22 protein-coding genes are annotated in these 21,075 nt (G+C 70.5%); 5 read left to right on the forward strand and 17 right to left on the reverse strand.

Translation table 11 applies throughout. The features are described 5' to 3' along the window. Nucleotides 1-102: 102 nt before the first annotated feature. The 5 genes from ACT3T5_RS00580 to sucC all read right to left on the reverse strand — a co-directional run bounded on the left by ACT3T5_RS00580 (nt 103) and on the right by sucC (nt 5,182). On the reverse strand, nt 103-924 hold the full coding sequence (locus ACT3T5_RS00580; protein WP_444593281.1) for a hypothetical protein: 822 nt from the start codon (nt 922-924) through the stop codon (nt 103-105). 107 nt (nt 925-1,031) lie between these two features. Then, nucleotides 1,032-2,021: a C40 family peptidase gene (locus tag ACT3T5_RS00585; RefSeq protein ID WP_444593282.1), complete on the reverse strand. Its 990-nt coding sequence runs from the start codon at nt 2,019-2,021 to the stop codon at nt 1,032-1,034. Nucleotides 2,022-2,210: 189 nt separating this feature from the next. Next, on the reverse strand, nt 2,211-2,930 hold the full coding sequence (locus ACT3T5_RS00590; protein WP_444593283.1) for a metal-dependent transcriptional regulator: 720 nt from the start codon (nt 2,928-2,930) through the stop codon (nt 2,211-2,213). Between the two features lie 179 nt (nt 2,931-3,109). Next, entirely contained in the window at nt 3,110-4,000 is an 891-nt protein-coding gene (gene sucD, locus ACT3T5_RS00595) for a succinate--CoA ligase subunit alpha (protein WP_441447877.1), read from the reverse strand. 12 nt (nt 4,001-4,012) lie between these two features. Then, a complete protein-coding gene (gene sucC / locus ACT3T5_RS00600; RefSeq protein ID WP_343925380.1) occupies nt 4,013-5,182 on the reverse strand; it encodes an ADP-forming succinate--CoA ligase subunit beta in 1,170 nt (389 codons plus the stop codon). 198 nt (nt 5,183-5,380) lie between these two features. Here sucC and ACT3T5_RS00605 point away from each other — a divergent pair, with 198 nt between their 5' ends. The 3 genes from ACT3T5_RS00605 (at nt 5,381) to ACT3T5_RS00615 (ending at nt 7,547) form a co-directional block, all read left to right on the forward strand. Next, on the forward strand, nt 5,381-5,656 hold the full coding sequence (locus ACT3T5_RS00605; RefSeq protein WP_444576195.1) for a hypothetical protein: 276 nt from the start codon (nt 5,381-5,383) through the stop codon (nt 5,654-5,656). Nucleotides 5,657-5,670: 14 nt separating this feature from the next. Further along, complete coding sequence (locus ACT3T5_RS00610; RefSeq protein WP_444593284.1) at nt 5,671-6,366, forward strand: hypothetical protein; 696 nt, start codon at nt 5,671-5,673, stop codon at nt 6,364-6,366. A 95-nt stretch (nt 6,367-6,461) separates the two neighbouring features. Then, on the forward strand, nt 6,462-7,547 hold the full coding sequence (locus tag ACT3T5_RS00615; RefSeq protein ID WP_444593285.1) for a GNAT family N-acetyltransferase: 1,086 nt from the start codon (nt 6,462-6,464) through the stop codon (nt 7,545-7,547). A 7-nt stretch (nt 7,548-7,554) separates the two neighbouring features. Here the strand turns inward: ACT3T5_RS00615 and ACT3T5_RS00620 are convergent, their stop codons facing one another. Then, nucleotides 7,555-10,419: a UvrD-helicase domain-containing protein gene (locus tag ACT3T5_RS00620; RefSeq protein ID WP_444593286.1), complete on the reverse strand. Its 2,865-nt coding sequence runs from the start codon at nt 10,417-10,419 to the stop codon at nt 7,555-7,557. 121 nt (nt 10,420-10,540) lie between these two features. After that, nucleotides 10,541-10,876 (reverse strand): hypothetical protein, encoded by a 336-nt coding sequence (locus ACT3T5_RS00625; RefSeq protein ID WP_443416558.1) that lies wholly within the window; start codon nt 10,874-10,876, stop codon nt 10,541-10,543. A gap of 61 nt (nt 10,877-10,937) precedes the next feature. Here ACT3T5_RS00625 and ACT3T5_RS00630 point away from each other — a divergent pair, with 61 nt between their 5' ends. Next, the gene (locus ACT3T5_RS00630; protein WP_444576204.1) at nt 10,938-12,062 is read left to right on the forward strand and encodes a lysylphosphatidylglycerol synthase domain-containing protein; all 1,125 of its coding nucleotides are present in this window, start codon (nt 10,938-10,940) and stop codon (nt 12,060-12,062) included. 83 nt (nt 12,063-12,145) lie between these two features. Here ACT3T5_RS00630 and ACT3T5_RS00635 read toward each other — a convergent pair whose 3' ends face one another. The 3 genes from ACT3T5_RS00635 to ACT3T5_RS00645 form a co-directional block, all read right to left on the reverse strand. Beyond that, nucleotides 12,146-12,622 carry a hypothetical protein gene (locus ACT3T5_RS00635; protein ID WP_444593287.1) on the reverse strand — a complete coding sequence of 159 codons (477 nt, stop codon included), beginning with the start codon at nt 12,620-12,622 and terminating at the stop codon, nt 12,146-12,148. A gap of 79 nt (nt 12,623-12,701) precedes the next feature. Then, nucleotides 12,702-13,664: an alpha/beta hydrolase gene (locus ACT3T5_RS00640; protein WP_444593288.1), complete on the reverse strand. Its 963-nt coding sequence runs from the start codon at nt 13,662-13,664 to the stop codon at nt 12,702-12,704. Then, nucleotides 13,661-13,879 carry a BldC family transcriptional regulator gene (locus tag ACT3T5_RS00645; RefSeq protein ID WP_444576208.1) on the reverse strand — a complete coding sequence of 73 codons (219 nt, stop codon included), beginning with the start codon at nt 13,877-13,879 and terminating at the stop codon, nt 13,661-13,663. The genes ACT3T5_RS00640 and ACT3T5_RS00645 overlap by 4 nt, the downstream gene beginning before the upstream one ends. A 349-nt stretch (nt 13,880-14,228) precedes the next feature. Here ACT3T5_RS00645 and ACT3T5_RS00650 point away from each other — a divergent pair, with 349 nt between their 5' ends. Then, a complete protein-coding gene (locus ACT3T5_RS00650; protein ID WP_444576209.1) occupies nt 14,229-14,423 on the forward strand; it encodes a DUF3073 domain-containing protein in 195 nt (64 codons plus the stop codon). A 268-nt stretch (nt 14,424-14,691) separates the two neighbouring features. On the opposite strand, the gene purM is transcribed toward ACT3T5_RS00650, so the two are convergent. The 7 genes from purM to ACT3T5_RS00685 all read right to left on the reverse strand — a co-directional run bounded on the left by purM (nt 14,692) and on the right by ACT3T5_RS00685 (nt 21,023). Continuing rightward, nucleotides 14,692-15,858, reverse strand: a complete 1,167-nt coding sequence (gene purM, locus ACT3T5_RS00655) for a phosphoribosylformylglycinamidine cyclo-ligase (RefSeq protein ID WP_444576211.1) — start codon at nt 15,856-15,858, stop codon at nt 14,692-14,694. Continuing rightward, a complete protein-coding gene (purF, locus tag ACT3T5_RS00660) occupies nt 15,855-17,345 on the reverse strand; it encodes an amidophosphoribosyltransferase (protein ID WP_444576212.1) in 1,491 nt (496 codons plus the stop codon). The genes purM and purF overlap by 4 nt, the downstream gene beginning before the upstream one ends. A 109-nt stretch (nt 17,346-17,454) precedes the next feature. Next, entirely contained in the window at nt 17,455-17,940 is a 486-nt protein-coding gene (locus ACT3T5_RS00665) for a hypothetical protein (protein ID WP_444593289.1), read from the reverse strand. After that, nucleotides 17,937-18,734 carry a copper homeostasis protein CutC gene (locus tag ACT3T5_RS00670; protein WP_444576216.1) on the reverse strand — a complete coding sequence of 266 codons (798 nt, stop codon included), beginning with the start codon at nt 18,732-18,734 and terminating at the stop codon, nt 17,937-17,939. The genes ACT3T5_RS00665 and ACT3T5_RS00670 overlap by 4 nt, the downstream gene beginning before the upstream one ends. Next, nucleotides 18,731-19,132 (reverse strand): sterol carrier family protein, encoded by a 402-nt coding sequence (locus ACT3T5_RS00675; protein ID WP_444576217.1) that lies wholly within the window; start codon nt 19,130-19,132, stop codon nt 18,731-18,733. The genes ACT3T5_RS00670 and ACT3T5_RS00675 overlap by 4 nt, the downstream gene beginning before the upstream one ends. Before the next feature lies 1 nt (nt 19,133). After that, nucleotides 19,134-20,432, reverse strand: coding sequence for an adenylosuccinate synthase (locus ACT3T5_RS00680; RefSeq protein WP_444593290.1), 1,299 nt, complete (start codon nt 20,430-20,432; stop codon nt 19,134-19,136). 165 nt (nt 20,433-20,597) lie between these two features. Continuing rightward, complete coding sequence (locus tag ACT3T5_RS00685; RefSeq protein WP_444576220.1) at nt 20,598-21,023, reverse strand: DUF3151 domain-containing protein; 426 nt, start codon at nt 21,021-21,023, stop codon at nt 20,598-20,600. Between the last annotated feature and the right edge of the window lie 52 nt (nt 21,024-21,075).

Below are 21,075 nucleotides of genomic sequence, written 5' to 3' on the forward strand. Positions count from 1 at the left end.
GTGCGGGTATCGCCGCCCCTGGGACGGGAGGTGCGGGTGTCGCCGCCCCTGCTCGGCGGCACCTGTCCGTCCCTGCTCGTCCCGTCGGTCCCGCTCGTCCCCCTAGTCCCGGCGGTGCACGCCCACCAGCACGAGCCCGACGGTCGCGATGAGTGCGCCGACGCCGAGGATGATCACGCCCTGCGGCATCACGTCGGCGGCGAACTGCGTCTCGAAGGCCTGCACGATCGGCCCGAGGAAGTCCGCCTGATCGATGGAGTTCGGCACCAGCGTGCCGATCGTGCCGGCGAGCAGGCAGGTGAGCGCGCCGGCGATGATCCCCGCCACGCCGGCCAGCGCGAGCATTGCCCGACGATGGGCGGCGACGAGCAGCGCGAGCGCCGCGAGGACCAGCGCTGCGGGGCCGGCCCAGGAGAACCAGGGCGCGACCGTGTGCGCCGTGGTGAGCACGGGGACATCCGGGATCGTGGTCAGGGTGATGGTGGCGTTCTCGGGTCGAGGGATCTTGACCGGGAGCGACCCGTCGACGGCGTCGAGCATCTGCTCGATGACCGGGGAGAGATCCACCTCGAGGTCGCTCGCTCCGGGAGTGAACAGGCCCTCGTGCAGGTCTCGCATGGTGCCGTCCCACAGCGTCGCGTATCCCTGCGTGCCCGTGAGCTTCGGGGCCTGGTCCTGGATCAGCGGCGCGACCTGGTCCGCGACCCAGCCGGGGATCCTGTCGTCGTCCAGGACCTTCTCGACGGCGCTGTCGGAGATGTCGCGCTGGATCGCCTCATCGGCGGCGAGAGGCTCGGTGATGGCGAGGAAGCCGCTCTGCTCGACGACGTTCCGGTCGATCCAGGCACCGGGGAGCCAGAGGGCACCCAGGAGCAGGGCTCCGGTCAGCAGGAGGGCGGCGAGGAGATCACGGGCAGAAGACACCCTGACACGGTACCGGCGCCCTATGGGAGCGCACAGCATCCGGCCCGGAAATGGGAGCGACCCCGCACCACCTCAGTGGCACGGGGTCGCGATCAGTGCTGAACGGGTCAGCTGCCGACGCGGACGAAGGTCCAGCTGCCCGAGTAGATGTTGCGCTCGGTGGTGTCGACGCGGGAGTTCCCGGCGTCGACGAACTTGTTGCCGCCGGCGTAGATGCCGATGTGACCCGGCTTGTACACGAGGTCGCCGGGCTTCGCCTCGGAGCGCGGGATGACGGTGCCCGACGCGCCCTGGGCGTTGGCCCCGCGCGGCAGGTCGATGCCGTGCTGCGCGTAGACCCACTGCACGAAGCCGGAGCAGTCCCAGCCCGAGGTGGACGTGCCGCCGAAGACGTACGGCGTCCCGATGCCCGAACGGGCGGTGGCGAGGATGGAGCTGCCCTTGCTGGCGGAGGGTGCCGGAGCGGACTTCTCCTTCTTCTTCTCGGAGGAGCTATCGCTGGAGCTGCTGGACTCGCGGGAGCTGCTGGACTCGCCGGAGTTGTTCGAGCTGCTGGAGTCATTCGACTCGGTGGAGTCGTTCGAGGTGCCCGTGCGCTCGTTCGAGCGGTCGGCGCTGTCGTCCTCGTCGCGGGTCTCGGTCTGCTGCTGGTCCTGCGCCTCGGCTTCAGCGGCCTCGGCCTGAGCGGCTTCCTCAGCGGCGCGCTCCTCCTCGGCGGCTGCCTCAGCAGCGGCGATCTCCGCTTCCGTGGGACCGACCTCGACGGAGATCGATCCGCCGGCCGGGGCGAAGGAGGGAGCATCGGCCGTGGTCGTGGTCGTGGGCGCGGCCTCGGTCGTGGCGTCAGCGGTCGTGACGTCCGCAGCGACACCGGCGACGGGGATCTCGACGGCGGGAGCGGCCACGGGAGCGATGACGGCGGGGCCGGCCTGCGGGGCGACCGGGGCCTCGGCCTGCGGCTCGGCGGTGGCTGCAGCTGCGCCGCCGAAGAGCATCGCGGCGGTCATCGCAGCACCGGCGGTCGCGCGACCGGCGCGGACCACGGGGGTCACCGTCCGCATGCTGCGGCGGTGAGTGTTGTTCACAGTGTTCGACACGTTTCGGCTCCCAGCCCCTGGGCAGATGCCCCCGCGCTCAGCAGCGTCCCACTCCGAACCTGGTGCGCGGTGGGGCTCTCCAGGAGGAATGCCGCGGCTCGGACGCCTCGGCACGACTACGAGCGTAGGGGGAGCATGGCGGCCCGGTCAGCTCGACAGAAAGGTCTGGGGAAGAGCTTGACGCGCCCTTTACCCGGCGTCGAGCGGGGTCACATGGAGCTGACCGGCCACGATCTCGGAGACCGCCACCTCGCCTCCCGACGTGCCCCGCAGCACCACGGTCCCCGCGAGTCGCTCGGCATGCATCCGAGCTCCTGGAATCATGCCATGACGTGCAAGTTCTCCGAGCAGCTCGACGTCGCTCTGCACCCGTTCACCGATCCGTCGCAGCACGACCTCGACCGTCTCCCCGTCGGCCACCGACTCGATCAGCTCGCGGGGAGGATTGGTCGGCTCTTTACTGTCCGGGGTGTCCTGCGTCTCCTTGATGCCGAGCGCGGCGAGACCGGGGATCGGGTTCCCGTACGGGTCGATGTAGGGAGGCTCGAGCTGCTCCGCGAGCCGGCGCTCCACCTCGATGCTCATCACGTGCTCCCACCGACAGGCCTCCTCGTGGACCAGGGCGTAGTCGAGCCCGATCACGTCGAGGAGGTGCCGCTCGGCCAGTCGGTGCTTGCGCATCACGTCGGTCGCGACCTCGGTGCCCTCGGCGGTGAGCCGGATGCGGCGCTGCCCGTCGAGGTGGAGGAGCCCGTCGCGCTCCATGCGGGCCACCGTCTGGGACACCGTGGGACCGGAGTGCCCGAGTCGCTCGGCGATCCGAGCCCGCATCGGCGCGATCCCCGCCTCATGGAGCTCGAACACCGTCTTCAGATACATCTCGGTGGTGTCGATGAGATCTCCACTCACGGGGTCCCCTCCTTCGTAGGCATACGGCAGACTCCGACCAGCTTAGTCGGCGCGGCGAGGGTTCCGGGCCCTGGTCGCCGGACAGCCCCGGAATGCACAGCGCCCCGGACCCTGTGAGGGATCCGGGGCGCTGCATCAGACGGTGCGACCTCGGTCGACGTCGTCCGGGGCTCGATCTCTCAGGCCAGGCCCTTGACGATCTCGCGCATCAGGTCGGCGGTCTCGGTCGGCGTCTTGCCGACCTTGACGCCGGCGGCCTCGAGGGCCTCCTTCTTCGCCTGGGCGGTGCCCGCGGAGCCGGAGACGATGGCGCCGGCGTGTCCCATGGTCTTGCCCTCGGGGGCGGTGAAGCCCGCGACGTAGCCGACGACCGGCTTCGTCATGTTGTCCTTGATGTACGCGGCCGCGCGCTCCTCGGCGTCGCCGCCGATCTCACCGATCATCACGACGCCCACGGTCTCGGGATCGTTCTCGAACGCCTCGAGCGCATCGATGTGGGTGGTGCCGATGATCGGGTCGCCGCCGATGCCGATGGCGGTGGTGAAGCCGATGTCGGCCAGCTCGTACATCATCTGGTAGGTCAGCGTGCCGGACTTGGAGACCAGGCCCAGCTTGCCGGTGCCGGTGATGTTCGACGGGGTGATGCCCGCGTTCGAGACACCGGGGGTGATGACGCCCGGGCAGTTCGGACCGATGATCCGGGTCTCGCCCTTGGACTGCGCGTAGTTAAAGAACTCCGCGGCGTCCTTGACCGGGATGCCCTCGGTGATGATCACCAGGAGCTCGATCGCGGCGTCGATGGCCTCGAGCGCAGCATCCTTGGCGAACTTCGGCGGCACGAAGACCACGGAGACGTTCGCACCGGTGGCCTCCATGGCCTCCTTGACGGAGCCGAAGACGGGCACCTCGGTGCCACCCTCGAAGGAGACCGACTGGCCGGCCTTGCGGGGGTTCACGCCGCCCACGATGGCGGTGCCGGAGTCGAGCATGCGCTGGGAGTGCTTCATGCCCTCCGAGCCCGTCATGCCCTGGACGATGACCTTGCTGTTCTCATCGAGAAAGATAGACATGTCGGGTCCTGCTCACTTTCCTGCGGCGGCGAGCTCGGCAACCTTCGCGGCGCCGCCGTCCATGGTGTCGGCCTGGGTGACGAGGGGGTGGGCGAAGTCGGCGAGGATCTTGCGACCCTCCTCGACGTTGTTGCCGTCGAGACGGACCACGAGCGGCTTGGTCGCGGAGTCGCCGAGCTTCTTCAGCGCGCCGACGATGCCGTTGGCGACCGCATCGCATGCGGTGATGCCGCCGAAGACGTTCACGAACACTGCGGCGACCTGCTCGTCACCGAGGATCACGTCGAGGCCGTTGGCCATCACCTCGGCCGAGGCGCCACCACCGATGTCCAGGAAGTTGGCGGGCTTCACGCCGTGCGACTCACCGGCGTAGGCGACGACGTCGAGCGTGGACATGACCAGTCCCGCACCGTTGCCGATGATGCCGACCTCGCCGTCGAGCTTCACGTAGTTGAGGTCCAGTGCCTTCGCCTTGGTCTCCAGCGGGTCCTCGGAGGCGGTGTCCACGAGGGCCGCGTGGTCCTCATGACGGAAACCGGCGTTCTCGTCGATCGTGATCTTGCCGTCCAGCGCGACGATGTCTCCGGCGCCGGTCTTGACCAGCGGGTTGACCTCGACCAGGGAGGCGTCCTCCTCGCGGTAGACGTCCCAGAGCTTCTGCAGCACGGGGGCGACCTTCGCACCGGTCTCCGCGTCGAACTTCGCCGCGTCGACGATCTCCTTCGCCTTGGCCTCGTCGATCCCGACGTTGGGGTCGACAGCCACGCGGGCGAGCGCCTCGGGGCGCTCGACGGCGAGCTGCTCGATCTCCATGCCGCCCTCGACCGAGCACATGGCCAGGTAGTTGCGGTTGGCCCGGTCCAGCAGCAGCGAGAAGTAGTACTCCTCGGCGATGTCGGCGCCGGCGGCGACCATGACGCGATGCACGGTGTGGCCCTTGATGTCCATGCCGAGGATCTCGGAGGCCTTCTGCTCCGCCTCCTCAGGGGACTTGGCGATCTTCACGCCACCGGCCTTGCCGCGGCCACCGGTCTTCACCTGGGCCTTGACGACGACGACCGGGGTGCCGAGCTTCTCGGCTCCGGCCTTGGCAGTGGCAGGGTCCTCCGCGACGACTCCTCCGAGCACGGGCACGCCGTGCTTCTCGAAGAGATCGCGGGCCTGGTACTCATACAGGTCCACGGGGTTGCATTCCTCTCGATATCGGCAGAGGGCGGCAGGCCGTTGCGGCCACGATGCCACCCCTGGGAACGCAGTCAGGGTATCCCGTCCGCCACCGTTGTCGTCACCTGGCGACCTGGGTGCGCGCTGTCTCACGTCGCCGACCGGGGCGATGCGACATCCCACGGGTTGTTCAGCTCACACGGATAGGATGTCGGGATGAACCGACGATCCCGCAGCCTGGCCACGCGAGTGCGTGAGCACATCGGTTTCAGCGTCATCGCGATCGGGGTGCTGTTCATCGTGCTGCGTCTGCTCGGGGTGCGGTCCACGTTCGCCGGCTTCATGCTGTCGGTCGGGATCACCCTGGCTCTGAACGTGGGCCTGTCGTACTACAACGACCGGCGTGCTCGCAGCTCCCGCCCGCCCGCCGCCCCGCGAGGCGGCGGGGACATCCGTTGGCGCGAGGACGATCGTCCGCGCGACGACCGCTGAGGCGAGGAGACGCCATGGCCGATTGGAAGACCTACGCGAAGGCCGCTCGGAACACCGCGAAGAAGCAGGCCCCCGGTGCGCGGGAGGCCGCGCAGCGCGCCACGTCCCGCGCCGGCGGCTATGCCCGGGCCGCGGGCAGGGCTCTTGATCAGGGACGCTACGCCGACGATGCGTCCCCGTCCGACGAACGACGGGCCCCTGAGCGCCGGGGCTCCGCCCGACCGACCGAAGAACGACGGGCAGACGACCAGTTCTACGATGACGGGCCCCGTGAAGACCGCCCTCGCGACGAAGATCGCCGCCCGCCGTCGACAGCGCCCCGCTCGTCGCCCCAGTCCGCACCTCGTTCGACCACTCGTCCGGCGCCTCGGACCGAGACCCCCACCCGGTCCTTCCGCGACGAGGCCAAGATCTACGCGGTCGTCGCCAGCCGCACCGCCGAGCGTGCCGGCACCCGTGCCAAGAAGGCCGGCATCGGCGGCCGTATCGCCCGCGCCGTCCGCGATGCGCTGCTCATCGGCGGCTCGCTGCTCGTCATCTGGGGCGTCCTGTACGCGGCCGGTCTGCCGATCCCGTTCAGCGCCGTGCTCATCGTCGTGGGCATCATCGTGCTGATCGCTCTGGCGAGCGGCCTCTACGCCCAGTTCGCCCGGGACCGGAAGCACCCGGAGGCGGACCCGGCCGAGAGCTCGGACCCGCCCGAGGAGTGACCGGACTACAGGCGGCCTGGCACGGGACGCTGAACTCGGGTGACCCGGTCGGTGCCCACCGCCCTCGGGCACGCCGCCCCACCTAGACTTCCCGCATGCCCTCCACGATCCGGCCGCTGACCACGGACGATGCAGCTGCCGTCAACGCGCTGCTGCTCCGCTCACCCGAGTACACACGCACGGTGCGGGGGCGCGAGGTGGCTGAGGAGGACGCGCTGGAGATCCTCACGGCACTGCCGCCCCGGGTGGATGCTCCGGCCAAGAGCGTGATCGGTCTGATCGATCCCGAGGGGGTGCTGCGAGGCCTGTGCGACATCGTCACGCACTGGCCGGAGCCTGGCACCGCGCACATCGGTCTGCTGCTCGTGGATTCCACGGCGCACGGGCGCGGACTGGGCCGCCTGCTGCACGACAGCGTCCTCGCCCAGCTGCGTGCCGACGGAGGGGTCCGACGCCTGCGAGCCGGCGTGGTCGCCACGAACGAGGACCGGGCGCGTGGATTCTGGGAACACCTCGGCTACCGGCCGACGGGAGGGCCCGTTCCGTACTCGGCCGGGATCATCGAGTCGAGCACCACGATCCTCACCCGTGACCTGGAGCTCGCAGCCCCCGAGCTCCCGCATCTCGCGGCCTCGGCGACCGCCCCCGCTGTTCCCCCCGTGGCCGAACCGGCCGGGCACCACAGATCCGCCGTGCATCATCTGGAGCTGTGGACCGCGGACCTCATTGCTGCCGAGCCCGCCTGGCACTGGCTGCTGACGACTCTCGGCTGGGCGGCGGAGCACGTGGATGGGTGGGAGGCCGGTCGCATCTGGCGCCACGGCGACGGCTCGTACATCGTGCTCGAGCAGTCCCCGGATGTGGTGGGAGAGCGCTCCGAGCGCCGTGCCCCGGGGATGAACCACATCGCGCTCTCCGTGCAGACCCGGGCCGCGCTCGAGGCGATCCGGGACAGCGCGGCGGAGCACGGCTGGCGCGAGCTGTTCAGCGACGCCTTCCCGCATGCCGGAGGTCCGGACCACGCGGCCTGGTACGCCGAGGACCCGGAGGGGATCGAGGTCGAGCTGGTCGCGCCGTCCGCGCCTCCGAGCTCGTCGGACTCCCCTGACCCCCAAGGCAGCGCGGTGGCCCCGGTGGCCCCGGAAGCCCTGGGAGGCCCGGGAGGCCTGGGAGGCCTGTGAGCCCCGCCTAGAGCTTCGTGAGCGGGGCGTAGCGCAGCAGCAGCCTCTTCGTGCCGTGGGGCGGTTTGAACTGCACCTCCACCTGGGTCTTCTCCCCCTGGCCGGCGATCTCCGTGACTGAGCCCATTCCGAAGGAGTCATGCGTGACGCGGTCCCCGACGGTGAGCTGCGGGAGGTCCGATACCGCGGTGGGCTTGCGGCCGGATCCGAGGCTGGGCCGTTTCACATCGCTGCGGCCTCCGCCGATGCCACCGCTGAACGACGGACCGCGCTGGCTCCCGGAGCGGTAGCCGCCCCCGAAGCTGCTCCCGCCGGATCCGGCGCCGTGTCCGTATCCGCCCAGACCCGCACCGCTGAGGCTGGATCCCGCGCGGGCCACGTCGAGCACCTCCTCGGGGATCTCGTCGAGGAAACGACTCCCGGGCATGAACTGGGACTGCCCCCACATGGCGCGCATCTGGGCCCGTGTCAGGTAGAGCCGTTCGCGGGCACGGGTGATGCCCACGTAGGCCAGGCGTCGCTCCTCCTGCAGCTCATCCGGGTCCCCCAGGGTGCGGTTGTGGGGGAAGGTGCCGTCCTCCATACCGGTGAGGAAGACGACCGGGAACTCCAGTCCCTTCGCCGTGTGCAGGGTCATCAGCGTGACGAACTGGTCCTCGGAACCGGGGATCTGGTCGGCGTCGGCCACCAGGGCGACCTTCTCCAGGAACCGATCCACGAGGGTCGCCTCAGGATCCTCCGGGGCGGTGAGTGCCGCGTCCGGGGCGATGTCCCAGCCGGGGGGCGTCGGATCGGTCTCAGGAGCCGTGGCATCCTCGCCCGACGTGCCTGCTGGATCCTCCGCAGACTCTGCGTCGTCCGCGTCTTTCACACCCTCAGCGTCGTCCGCGTCGTCGGAGAGAGCCTCGAACTCGCTGGCCGCGGCGTCGGCCGCCTCGGTCTGCGCCTCGAACTCGGCGGCGACGCTGACCAGCTCGGCGAGGTTCTCCAGCCGGGACTCGTCCTGCGGGTCATCGCTCCCCTGCAGCTCGGCGTAATAGCCCGAGCTCTGCAGGATCGCTTCGAGGAGCTCCGCCGGCCCGTCGCCGCGCCGGGCCATCTCCTGCAGATCATCGAGCATCGCGACGAAGGTGCGCACCGCGTTCAGGGAGCGGGTGGCGATGCCCGGGGCGTCGTCCGCCCGGCGCAGCGCCTCGCCGAAGCTGAGGCGGTCGCGCTCGGCGAGCATGGCGATCGCGGCCTCGGCCCGGTCGCCGATGCCCCGCTTCGGGACGTTGAGGATCCGGCGCAGGTTGATCTCGTCGGCCGGATTGGCGAGCACCCGCAGGTACGCCATCGCGTCCTTGATCTCGCGGCGCTCGTAGAAGCGCGTGCCGCCCACCACCCGATAGGGCAGCCCGATCCGGATCAGCTGATCCTCGAGCGCCCGGGACTGGGCGTTGGCGCGGTAGAAGATCGCGATGTCCCCCGCGGAGCGGCCGTCATCGACCAGGGCATCGATCTGCCGGCCGATGTACCTGGCCTCGGCCTGCTCGTCGTCGGCGACGTAGAGGGTGATCTTGTCGCCCGCCCCCTGATCGGTCCACAGGTTCTTCTTGCGCCGCCCCTCGTTCTCCTCGATCACGGAGTTCGCCGCGCTGAGGATGTTCTGGGTGGAGCGGTAGTTCTGCTCGAGCACGATCGTCGCCGCCGAGGGGAAGTCCTTCTCGAACTCGACGATGTTGCGGATCGTCGCTCCGCGGAACGCATAGATCGACTGGTCGGAGTCGCCGACCACGGTGAGATCCGCCCGCGGGTCCTCCCCGATGAGCTCCCGCACCAGCTGGTACTGCGCGGTGTTGGTGTCCTGGTACTCGTCGACCAGGAGGTGGCGGAATCGGCGCCGGTAGCCCTCCCGGATCCCGGGATTGTCGCGCAGCAGCGTCACCGTCAGGCCGATCAGGTCGTCGAAGTCGACGGCGTTGGCCTGGCGCAGGCGCTCGGTGTAGTTCGTGTAGATCCGCGAGAGCGTCTTCTCGAAGGGGTTCTTCGAGCTCTCCGCCTGGTCGGCGAAGTCGATCGGATCGGTGAGGTCGTTCTTCAGCGAGGAGATGCGCGAGGCGATCCCCCGGGGCGCGTGCTTCTTCGTGTCGAGCTCGAGGTCCTTGGCGATCGTGGTGATCAGCCGGAGAGAATCGGCGCTGTCGTAGATCGTGAACGAGCTCTTCAGCCCGGCGGCCTGGGCGTCACGACGCAGGATCCGCACGCAGGCGCTGTGGAAGGTCGAGACCCACATGCTGCGGGCCACGGGGCCCACGAGCTCCTCCACGCGCTCGCGCATCTCGGCGGCCGCCTTGTTGGTGAAGGTGATCGCGAGGATCTCGCCGGGCATCGCCTCGCCGGCGCGCAGCAGATGCGCGATGCGACGGGTGAGCACTCGGGTCTTCCCCGATCCGGCGCCCGCGACGATCAGCAGCGGGCTTCCGCGATGCTCCACCGCCTCGCGCTGGGCGGGGTTGAGCCCGTCGGTCAGCTCGCTGAGCACCGCAGGATCCACGGCGGCCCATCCCCCGGTGCGCCGTGGCGCGACAGGTGGCTCGACCCGGTCGGCGGGATGCGGTGCGTCGTCGAGATCGGTCGGTGCCTGCGGCTCCCGCTGCGCGCCGTGGCCGGGCTCCTCCGCCGGTGGGGCGTCGTCCTCCTCCGGCGGGGCATCGTGGTCCTCCGGCGGGGCGTCGTGGTCCTCCGGCGGGGCATCACCGTCGAGCGGCGGGCGCAGCCCGTCGGGGTCCGTGCTCGTCGGCCCCGCGCCGGGGGTCGAGGGCGTGACCGACACACCGTCGAGGCGGCGGAAGGAGTCGGGCAGCGAGAGGTCGTCGAAGAGTGAACTCATGAGATCCCCAGGATAGGCACGGGACCCGACAGCGCGACTGCTGCCGGGCCCCGTGTGGACAACGGCCACGGTGGGGAGGAGGAGCGGCGAGGTGCACCGCCCGACCTCGACCAGGCGTGGATCAGACGAAGACGGCGATGATGACGTTCACGACGATCGTGGTCGGGATGCCGAACCAGACGAGGGAGGACGTCTCCGGCCCCTTCTTCTTCGCGATGTACGCGAAGACGGTGGCGACCACGGCGACCAGCAGCTTGATGCCGAGCTTCATGTGGTTCGCATCGCCGACGATGGAGACCAGGACGGCGAGGATGATGCCGATCACCAGAGCGCCGGCGACAGCGTGGGCCATCCCCGGGTTCGGGACGCGGGTGCGGGCGGCCGCGACCCAGGTGCCGAGCGCCACGGCCCAGCAGAGGAGGTGCAGGACGACGAGGAGCGAGATCAGGAAGGACATGCCCCCACGATACGTGGAAGGGCCTGAGAGGTCGCTCCAGGGGGCATGCGAGAATCACCGCATGTCAGCGGCTTCCGACGGCTCCCCGACCACCCCGGAACCGGTCCCCGGTCACTCCCCGGACCCGGGATCCGACGACTCGTCCGTCTGGATCCCCGCGGACGTCGACCTCGATGTCCGGCCCGGCATCCCGATCGGGAAGATCATCACCGGGGCCCTGTCGCTGCTGCTGGTCGTCGTCGTGCTCGCCCTGGCGCTCCCCTGGGCCAGCGGAGCGAGCTGGCCGCAGATCCTGCGCACCCTGACCGCGGCCCCCGCCTGGGCGCTCCCGGCCGTCACCCTGCTGGGGCTGGGCGCCCTCGCCCTCGAGGCGCTCACGGTGCGCACGGCAGTGGTCGGCTCCCGCTATTCCTCCGCGCTGCTCGGCCATACGGCCTCGAACGGGCTGGGGCTCGCCCTGCCGGGCGGCTCCGTGCTGGGCCTGGGGCTGCTGGGATGGATCATGCGCCGCGCAGGCCTGGCGGTCCCCGTGATCCTCACCGGCATCATCGCCGCGTCCCTCGTCGAGATGGTGATCACCTCGCTCCTCGTCCCGCTGGTCGGGCTCGGCGCCTATGCCGCCGGTTCCGCGACGGGCATGGCAGGCGTCCCTCTGCCCGGCGCGATCACGGCCGCAGTGATCGCACTGGTGGGCGCGTTGATCGCGCTGACTCTGCTGTCGATCCTGCTGCGCAGGTCGGTCCTCGCCCGCCTCATCACGCGGCTCGGCGACCTCGTGCCGGAACGCATCGCCACCATGGTCCTGGTGCAGCGCGATGCTCTGGTGACGATGCAGCGACGCCATCCGATCGCGCTGCTGGCTCCGACCTGCGCGGCGCGCGTGCTGCAGTGGGCGGCCCTGCTGCTGGCCATCCGGGCGGTGGGCGCCGAGATGCCGCTGCTGCTGACTGTGGCGGTGTTCGCGCTGGGCCGCCTGATCGCCCTGGTCCCGATCACGCCGGGGGGCGCGGGGATCTCGGAGACCGTCGGAGCGGCGGCGCTGGTGGCGCTCGGCGTCGGCGCGGCGGACGCCGCCGCAGCGATGCTCCTGATGCTGGTCACCACCTTGGTGGTGCCGCTGCTCGCCGGCGCCGTGTCCACCGTCGTGTCCTTCTTGCTCCCCGAGGCCGCTCGCCCCGGGCGCTGACGCGCACGCTCCCGTGCGCCCCGCGCCCCGGCGCGCGGCCGCGGCTGCCCGGGTCAGTCCTCCCTGGGTCAGCTTTCCCCGGGTCAGTCCTCGTCGTCGTAGGCAGGGGTCTCGAGGCCGAGGGTGTGCGACGGGTGCGCAGGCGCCGCCTCGGCGAGCCCCGGCACCAGGGGGAAGCCCCCGATGCTGGCGCCGTGCGTCGTCCCCACGAAGTCGGACACTGCCTCGACGTGCCGGTGAGCCTCGTCGCCACGACCCAGGAAGCCGGCCCCGGAGTATCCGCCCAGCCGACGGCCGCTGGTGCGCTCCCCCTTCACGGCGACCGCGTCGAGCAGCTTCGCGGCGGCGCGCAGGGCGGTCGCGAGACGTCCGAGCTCCGTGTACTCCCGCCGCGACCACTGCTCGTGGATCCCGGCGCCGATGCGTCGGACGCGAGGGTCCTCCGCCCGGGTGGTCTCGACGATCGCCGTCGCGAGTCGGAGCCGGAGCAGGGTGAGACGATCGGCCCCATGGCGCAGTTCGCCCGCCTGACCACGCAGCTGTCGTGGGTCCGAGATCATCCGGCAGCTCCTCCCCGACGGCTCCCGGTGCCGACGGCATCGTCCACCCGATGCCCAGGAGCGACCTCATCGTAGGCGCTCAGGAGCTGATCGTCTCCAGCCAGTCCTCCAGGTGGTGGAGGGAGCGTGCCCGGGCGTCGGCGTCGGAGAGGAAGACGTCGTGCCGGGCCCCGTCGATCGCTTCGATCCGCACGTCGGGCCCGATTCGGCGCGCGGCGTGCACGAGGGAGCGGACGTCCAGCACCGAGTCGGCGCGCCGCATCTCCTCGGTGAACTTCGCGCCGATCCGGGTGTGGGCGGAATGGAGCACGAGCACCGGGATCGCCAGCGGACCGGCAGCGCGAAGCCGCTTCTGCCCGTCGAGCACCGCCGCGAACGTGTCCGCCGGGAACCGATGCCCGCGCTCCGGCTTCCAGGCGAGGTCGTAGTCGTACAGGCCGCCGTACTTGCGATGGGTGGTGCGGGCGAAGTGGGTGGATCCCGGCGGCAGGATCGGCCGGTGCTGCAGCTTGTCCGCGAGCAGTCGCACCGGGCCGTCCGCGAGGGTCCGGGCGCTCGGACCCAGATGCATCTCGAGCCAGGGGGAGTTCAGGGCGAGGGCCCGGACCGTGCCCGGCCGACGCTGCGCCCACAGCGCGGCGATGAGTCCCCCGGTGGAATGGGCCAGGAGCACCGGCGGCGTGTCGGTCCCGATGATCCGCAGCGCCTGTCCGATCTCGCGGTCATAACGGCTGAGGTGATCGATCGAGGTGGGGGTCTGACCCGGCAGCAGGCTTCTGCCGTGCTTGCGCAGGTCCAGCGCCCAGACGTCGTGCCCCAGAGCGCCGAGGCGCTCGAGCAGACCGCGGTCGAAGACGTAGTCGGACCAGCCGTGCATCACGAGGATCGGCGGGCGGGGGGCCGAGCCGGTGGCACGCTCCGGACTGTCCGCGGCAGGCCGTTCGCGGTGGATCAGGGTGGCGATGACCGGTCCTTCGGAATCCGATCCCAGGTCGAGCTGTCGGGCTGTATAGCCGTCGCCCAGGACCTGGTCCGCGCTCACTCGCCCTCGGTGCTCTCCCGCAGCAGCTCGACGACCTCGTCACGGCTGTAGCGGCGGTGCCCGCCCAGGGTGCGCATGTACGTGAGCTTGCCGGCCTGGGCCCATCGCGTGACGGTCTTGGGGTCGACGTGGAACATCTTGGCGACCTGCGCAGGCGTCAACAGCTCAGCGCTCGGGGCAGCGCCCTCGTGCGTCTGATCCGGGGATCCATTCATGTGCGTGCGGCCTTTCCCAGCGGAACGTCGAGCAAATCGCACCTCAGGGTCTCGCCGATCTCATCCGCCCTCCCGCAGGGGGCCTCTGAGCTTCGATCTGGATTCCCAGGCACTGGATCATCAGCTTAGACGGTGACTATAGGTCAATGGCAAACTCTTGCCCTGCGCATGACCACCATCCGGAGCCGCGGAACCTACCGGACGGACACCGCAGAAGGGATGTCGGGCACGTCCGGGCCTCCAGGGTTCGCCGGAAGTGAGTGCATGCATGTACTCTTGGATTCCGAATGAATGCCATCTTCCGGGTCGACAAGAACACCCGGCAGCCGACGCACAGGGGGTCAGATCCATGGGTCGCGGCCGACAGAAAGCCAAGCACACCAAGGTGGCACGGGACCTGAAGTACTACAGCCCGCCGACGGACTTGACGGCACTGCAGCGCGAGCTGCAGTCCGAGCGGAGCGGAAGCTCCACCGACGGCGAGGACCGGGCCGAGGAGAGCGACGACTGGGCCGACGACGCCCCGTCCGCGCACCGACGCTGACAGCAGTTCGGCGAACGACGACCCTGCAGCATCCGGAGCACGTCGAACCGGCAGCGGGCCGAGAGCGCCGATACCGCATCCGGTTCGCACGGCATCAGCTGGAACCGTGACCACGATCGAGGGCCGACCCCATGGGGTCGGCCCTCGATCGTTCTGTGGCATCGTCGCACTGCGAGCCCCCAGCCTCCACAGCCACCGGGCCCGGCCGCCAGGGTCAGGCACGCAGGCCCCGCGGCCATGGCCCCGGCGTTGAGCGGAGCAGAAGGGCTCAGGCCCAGCCGGGGTGCTGGGAGGCCAGCAGCACGGCGCCGCCCTCGACGCCCTTGGCGCCCGTGATGACCTGCTCGAGCGGAGAGCCCGGTTCGGGCAGGTCCTCCTCGCCGACGACCTCGCCGATGGCCCGTGCCCCGAGACCGCGCTCCGCGAGCACTGCGAGGACGGCGTCCGCCTGGTCGGCGCTGACCAGCGCCACCATGCCGATCCCCATGTTCAGCGTGCCCTCGAGATCGAGCTGCGGCACTGATCCCCAGCGGGACATCTGGGCGAACACCGATGCCGGCTCCCAGGTCGAGCGGTCCACCCGTGCTGCGAGCCCGCGCGGCACCACCCGCGCCAGGTTGGCGGCGAGGCCGCCGCCGGTGACGTGGCTGAGCGCGTGGATCGCTCCCTGGCTCCGCGTATCGCCGAGCACGGCGAGGAGGTCGGCGGTGTAGATGCGGGTGGGCTCGAGGAGCTCCTGACCCAGCGAGCGGCCGAAGTCCTCGATATGGGTGTCCAGGGCGAGGCCCTGGGCGGCGATCACGGCCCGCACGAGCGAGTACCCGTTGGAGTGGAGCCCGGAGGCATCCATCCCGATCACGACGTCACCGTGCTGCACGCGGTCGGGGCCCAGCAGCTGATCGGCCTCGACGACGCCGACGGCGGCTCCGGCCACGTCATAGTCCTCCGGGGCCATCAGTCCGGGATGCTCGGCGGTCTCTCCGCCCACGAGCGCGCAGCCGGCGAGCTGGCAGCCCTCGGCGATGCCGCGCACGATGTCCGCGACCCGTTCGGGGACGACCTGGCCGCAGGCGATGTAGTCGGTCATGGCCAGAGGCGCCGCCCCGACCACGATGATGTCGTCGACGACCATGCCCACGAGGTCGCGGCCGATGGTGTCGTGGATATCCATCTCGCGGGCGATCGCGATCTTCGTGCCGACGCCGTCCGTCGAGGAGGCCAGCAGCGGCCGCCGGTAGTCCTTCAGCGCGCTGACGTCCACGAGGCCGGCGAAAGCGCCGATCCCGCCCAGCACCTGGGGGCCGTGCGTCGCGGCGACGGCCTCCTTCATGAGCTCCACCGCGCGATCTCCGGCAGCGGTGTCTACCCCGGAGTCGGCATAGGTGATGGCAGGGCCGGTGGAGCTGGCGGGGGCAGTGGGGTCCGTGGTGTTCATGCGTCCTTCCCGACGGCGGTGGTGTGGTGCTCACCCGAGGCGAGGATCCCCTGCGCGCGGGCGACGGGATCGGGCAGCGCCACCGGGTAGGTCCCGGAGAAGCAGGCGGTGCACAGCGCCGAGGCGGGCTGCTCGGTGGCGTCGACCATCCCCTTCTCGGAGATATAGCCCAGGGAGTCCGCTCCGAGCGAGCGGGCGATCTCCTCGGTGCCGAGCCCGTTGGCGATCAGCTCGGCTCGGGAGGCGAAGTCGATGCCGTAGAAGCAGGGCCAGCGCACCGGCGGCGAGGAGATCCGGACGTGGACCTCGGCGGCGCCGGCCTCGCGCAGCATCCGCACCACGGCGCGCTGGGTGTTGCCGCGCACGATCGAGTCGTCGACGACGACGAGCCGCTTCCCCTGGATGACCTCGCGCAGCGGATTGAGCTTCAGGCGGATGCCGAGCTGGCGGATGGTCTGACTGGGCTGGATGAAGGTCCGGCCGACGTAGGCGTTCTTGACCATTCCCTGGCCGTAGGGGATCCCCGACTGCTGGGCGTACCCGATCGCGGCGGGGGTTCCGGACTCCGGCGTCGGGATCACGAGATCCGCCTCGACGGGATGCTCCCGGGCCAGCTGGCGGCCCATCTCGGTGCGAGCCTCGTTGACGCTGCGGCCGGCGATGTTGGTGTCCGGGCGAGCCAGATACGCGTACTCGAAGACGCATCCCTTGGGCTTGGGCTCCATGACCTGCACGCTGTGCAGACCCTGCTCGTCGATGACGATCATCTCGCCGGGTGCGACCTCGCGCACGAAGCTCGCCCCACAGATGTCGAGGGCAGCGGTCTCGGAGGCGACGACCCAGCCGCGGTCCAGGCGACCGAGGACGAGCGGGCGGATCCCCTGGGGATCGCGCGCCGCGTAGAGGGTGGTCTCGGTCATCAGGGTGAAGCAGTAGGCACCGACGAGGCGCGGCATGAGCTCGCGCAGGGCCTCCTCGAGGCTGCCCTCGGTATCCAGGAGTGCGGTGACCAGAGCGGTGTCGGTGGTGTTGCCGCGGGCGAGCTCGCCGTTGCGCGGCTTGCCCTGGCGTTCCTCGACCAGGGCCAGGAGCTCCTCGGTGTTGACGAGATTCCCGTTGTGCGCGAGGGCGACCGTCCCCTCCGGCCGCGGACCGAGGGTGGGCTGGGCGTTGGACCAGACCGAGCCTCCGGTCGTGGAGTATCGGGTGTGCCCGATCGCGATATGCCCTTGGAGCGCCTCGAGCGAGGCTTCGTCGAACACCTGCGAGACCAGGCCCATGTCCTTGTAGACCAGGATCTGGGAGCCGTCGCTGGTCGCGATACCCGCCGATTCCTGTCCCCGGTGCTGCAGGGCGTAGAGACCGTAGTAGGTCAGTTTGGAGACATCCTCGCCGGGGGCGAATACGCCGAAGACCCCACAGGAATCCTGTGGGCCCTTCTCCCCGGGGAGCAGGTCATGGGAAAGTTTTCCATCGCCGCGTGCCACGTGGACATGATGCCACAGCGCGGGCTTCCCACGATCTTCCGTCCGGCGTCGGGAACCCGCGGTCCGTCGGCCCTGACGAGCCACTGGTCAGCAACGCAGAGCGCCCTGCTCAGCGACCGCGACGCTTCGAGCCGCGATGCCGGAAGGCATCGACCGCGGCGGCGACGGCCGCCAGCGGGATACCCACGAAGACCGCGGAGACCAGGACGAAGGTGAAGACTCCGCTCAGGTCGCCGAAATTCAGGAAGGGCGAGACCACGAGGGCCACCACGATCGGGATCACGAGCGCGAGCGCCACCCAGAACCCGAGGGTGGGGACCCGGCTGCGGCGCACGTAGAAGCTGGTGCTCCCGTCGCCCTCGTCGGCAGCGTCAGCGGTGTCGTCGGCGCTGCCCGCCGTGGGGGCTCCGACGTTGGTGTCCGTCGTGTCCGTGGTGTCCGTCGTGTCCGTGGTGTCCGTCGTGTCCGTGGTGTCCGTCGTGTCCGTGGTGTCCGTCGTGTCCGTGGTGTCCGGCGTGTCCGTCATGTCCGTGGTGTCCGGCGTGTCGATCGATGAATCCTGGATGTCGTCCGAGGTGTCCTGGTTGTCGTTCACAATGCTCCTGCAGCGTCGACCGCGGCGGTGACGATCGCCGGGTCCGTCGGGGTATCGGGGGCTCCGGCTTCGACCGGCGAGTCGGGGCGGCGGCGGGCGGAGAGGTGCACGTCGGCGACGCCGCTGCGCTGTGCGAGGTCCGCGATGTCCGCCGGGCGCACCCCTCCCCCGGCGCAGATGTCGAGGATGCCGTCGGCCGCCTCGACCATGGCGGCGAGGTCGTCGGGTCCGTCGAGTGCCTTCGCGGCCCCGCCCGAGGTGAGCACGCGATGGAATCCGAGACCGAGCAGGGTGCGCACGGCGTCCGCGCGCTCCTCGCGCCCGGCCAGGGCGTCGGCGGCACGATGGAAGGTGAGGGTCACTCCCCGCACGGCGGACTGCCCGGCCTGCAGCGCGGCGTCGCGGATCGTCTCGAGGGCGGGGACGTCGAGGGCGCCCTGCGGGGTGAGGGCACCGATCACGACGCCGGCGGCTCCGGCGGTGATCGTCTCCTCCGCCTGGCGGGCCATCAGCTCGATCTCGTCGGGCGAGAAGGCGAACTCCTCCGGCCGGCCCAGGAAGTCGTCCTCCCCGGCGCGGCAGCGGATCAGCACGTGGACCTCGAAGTGGGGCTTCGCGTCCCGTGCGGCGACGAGCGTCGCGGCGCGTCGGACGCAGTCCTCCACGAGCTCGGGCGGCGGGGTCAGCCCGCCCCGGGCGAGGTCCACGCAGAGCTCGACGCGGTCGGCGCCGCCGAGTGCGGCGACCTCGAGACCTGCGAGGTCCTGCACGGCGATCTCCACCTGGATGCTCATTCGGTCTCCTGTTCGCGGGCGGCGCGCACCGTGCGGCGAGGGCCGATCAGGGGCAGCAGCTCGGTGAGGTCGCTGCGCTCCCCGCTCGCCCGGACCCGACCGCCGCCGACGGCATCGGCCCAGGTCAGATCGCCGGTCACGAGGGCGAGCCAGGTCCCGGCATCGGTCTCGACGACGGCGGGCGGCGTGCCGCGGGTGTGCCGGGTCCCGGTGATCGCCTGGACGGCGGCGTAGGGCGGCACGCGCAGCTCGACGGCGCCGCCGGGATACTCCTCGGCGAAGAGCTCGAGGGTGTGCCGCACGGCCGGGGCGAGCACCGAGCGCGGGGCGTCCGGCGCAGCGGCCCATGAGGCGAGGGCTGCGCGACCGGCCTCCGGATCGGTACGACGGGTCACCACGTCAGCGGGTCGTCGCCGGCAGCAGATCGTGGACGACGATGGTGGCCGCGCGATCCGGGCCCACGCCGATGGCGCTGATGCGGCAACCGGCGAGCTCCTCGAGGCGCCGCACGTAGTTGCGGGCGTTCTCCGGCAGCTCCTCGAAGGTGCGCGCCTCGGAGAGGTCCTCGCTCCACCCCGGGAGGGTCTCGTAGACCGGCACGGCGTGGTGGAACTCGGTCTGGGTCATCGGCATGTCGCGGTGGATCACGCCGTCGACGTCGTAGCCGGTGCAGATCGGGACCTCGTCGATCCCGGTGAGCACGTCGAGCTTGGTCAGGACGATGTCGGTGAAGCCGTTGATGCGCACGGCGTGACGGATCATCAGCGCGTCGTACCAGCCGCAGCGACGGGGGCGACCGGTGTTCACGCCGACCTCGCCGCCGGTGGTCTGCAGGTACTCGCCCCACTTGTCCTCGAGCTCGGTGGGGAACGGCCCGGCGCCCACGCGGGTGGTGTACGCCTTGACGATGCCGATCACCCGGTCGATGCGGGTGGGGCCGACGCCGGTGCCGGTGCACGCGCCGCCCGCGGTCGGGTTCGAGCTGGTCACGAACGGGTAGGTGCCGTGGTCCACATCCAGGAAGGTGGCCTGGCCGCCTTCCATGAGCACGACCTCGTCGCGGTCGAGCGCGGAGTTCAGCAGCTCGGTGGTGTCCACGACCATCGGGCGCAGGCGCTCGGCGTAGGAGAGCAGCTCCTCCATGATCAGGTCGACCTCGACGGCCCGACGGTTGTACAGCTTGACCAGCAGTTCGTTCTTCTGGCGCAGGGCGCCCTCGATCTTCTGGCGCAGGATCGACTCGTCGTAGAGGTCCTGGACACGGATGCCGAGGCGGCCGATCTTGTCCATGTACGCCGGGCCGATGCCGCGGCCGGTGGTGCCGATGGCGCGCTTGCCGAGGAAGCGCTCGGTGACCTTGTCGAGGGTCTGGTGGTAGGACGCGACGATGTGGGCGTTGGCGCTGATGCGCAGGCGGGACGTGCTGACCCCGCGCGCCTCGAGCATGCCGATCTCCTCGAACAGTGCTTCGAGGTTGACCACCACACCGTTGCCGATCACCGGTGTGACCTGGGGCGACAGGATTCCGGCGGGAAGGAGCTTCAGCTCGAACTTCTCACCGTCCACGACCACGGTGTGGCCGGCGTTGTTGCCGCCGTTGGGCTTGACGACATAGTCCACGTTCTCCCCGAGGAGATCGGTGGCCTTGCCCTTCCCCTCGTCTCCCCACTGGGCTCCGACGATCACGACGGCGGGCATGGCAACTCCTGGGCGAGCGGTATCTGGACGCGTGGATCGTACCAAGCGTCACCGGGGCGCCGCCTGGACACGTCCCCCACGGTGAGGTGTGCCATGCCGGGCAGCCCGGTCGGGGCTGTCCGGCATGGCACGGTTCTGGTCATCAGGCCTGGCGGCCGGTGTTGTTCAGCCCAGCAGGCTGGGGTCCGCCTCGCGCAGGAAGGCCGTGACCCGGTCCGCCTCCTCCTCGTCGCCGAGCCGGCGCGAGGTCTCCCCCAGCATCGCCAGGGCGCGGAGGAACCCGCGGTTCGGGGCATGGGAGGCGGGGATCGGTCCCTGGCCACGCCAGCCGGCACGGCGCAGGGCATCCAGGCCGCGGTGGTAGCCGGTGCGGGCGAAGGCGTAGGCGCTGACGTCATCCCCGTCCGAGAGCGCGTCCTGGGACAGGGTCGCCCAGACCATCGGGGACTCGGGGTGGCGGGCGGCGATGACCCGGGGGTCCTCCTCCGCGAGCTCCGCGGTCACCTGGACATCGATGAAATCGTCGGGAAGCAGGGTCTCCGGGATGCCCAGGAGGTTCCCGCTGGTGAGGTTATCGGTACGATCAGCCATGCACGCATCGTAGGCGCTGTCGCCTGATGACCTCTCGGACCAGATTGAAACC

Origin of the sequence: Brachybacterium sp. AOP3-A1-3 (genome assembly GCF_052378285.1) — a bacterium.
Lineage (GTDB): Bacteria > Actinomycetota > Actinomycetes > Actinomycetales > Dermabacteraceae > Brachybacterium.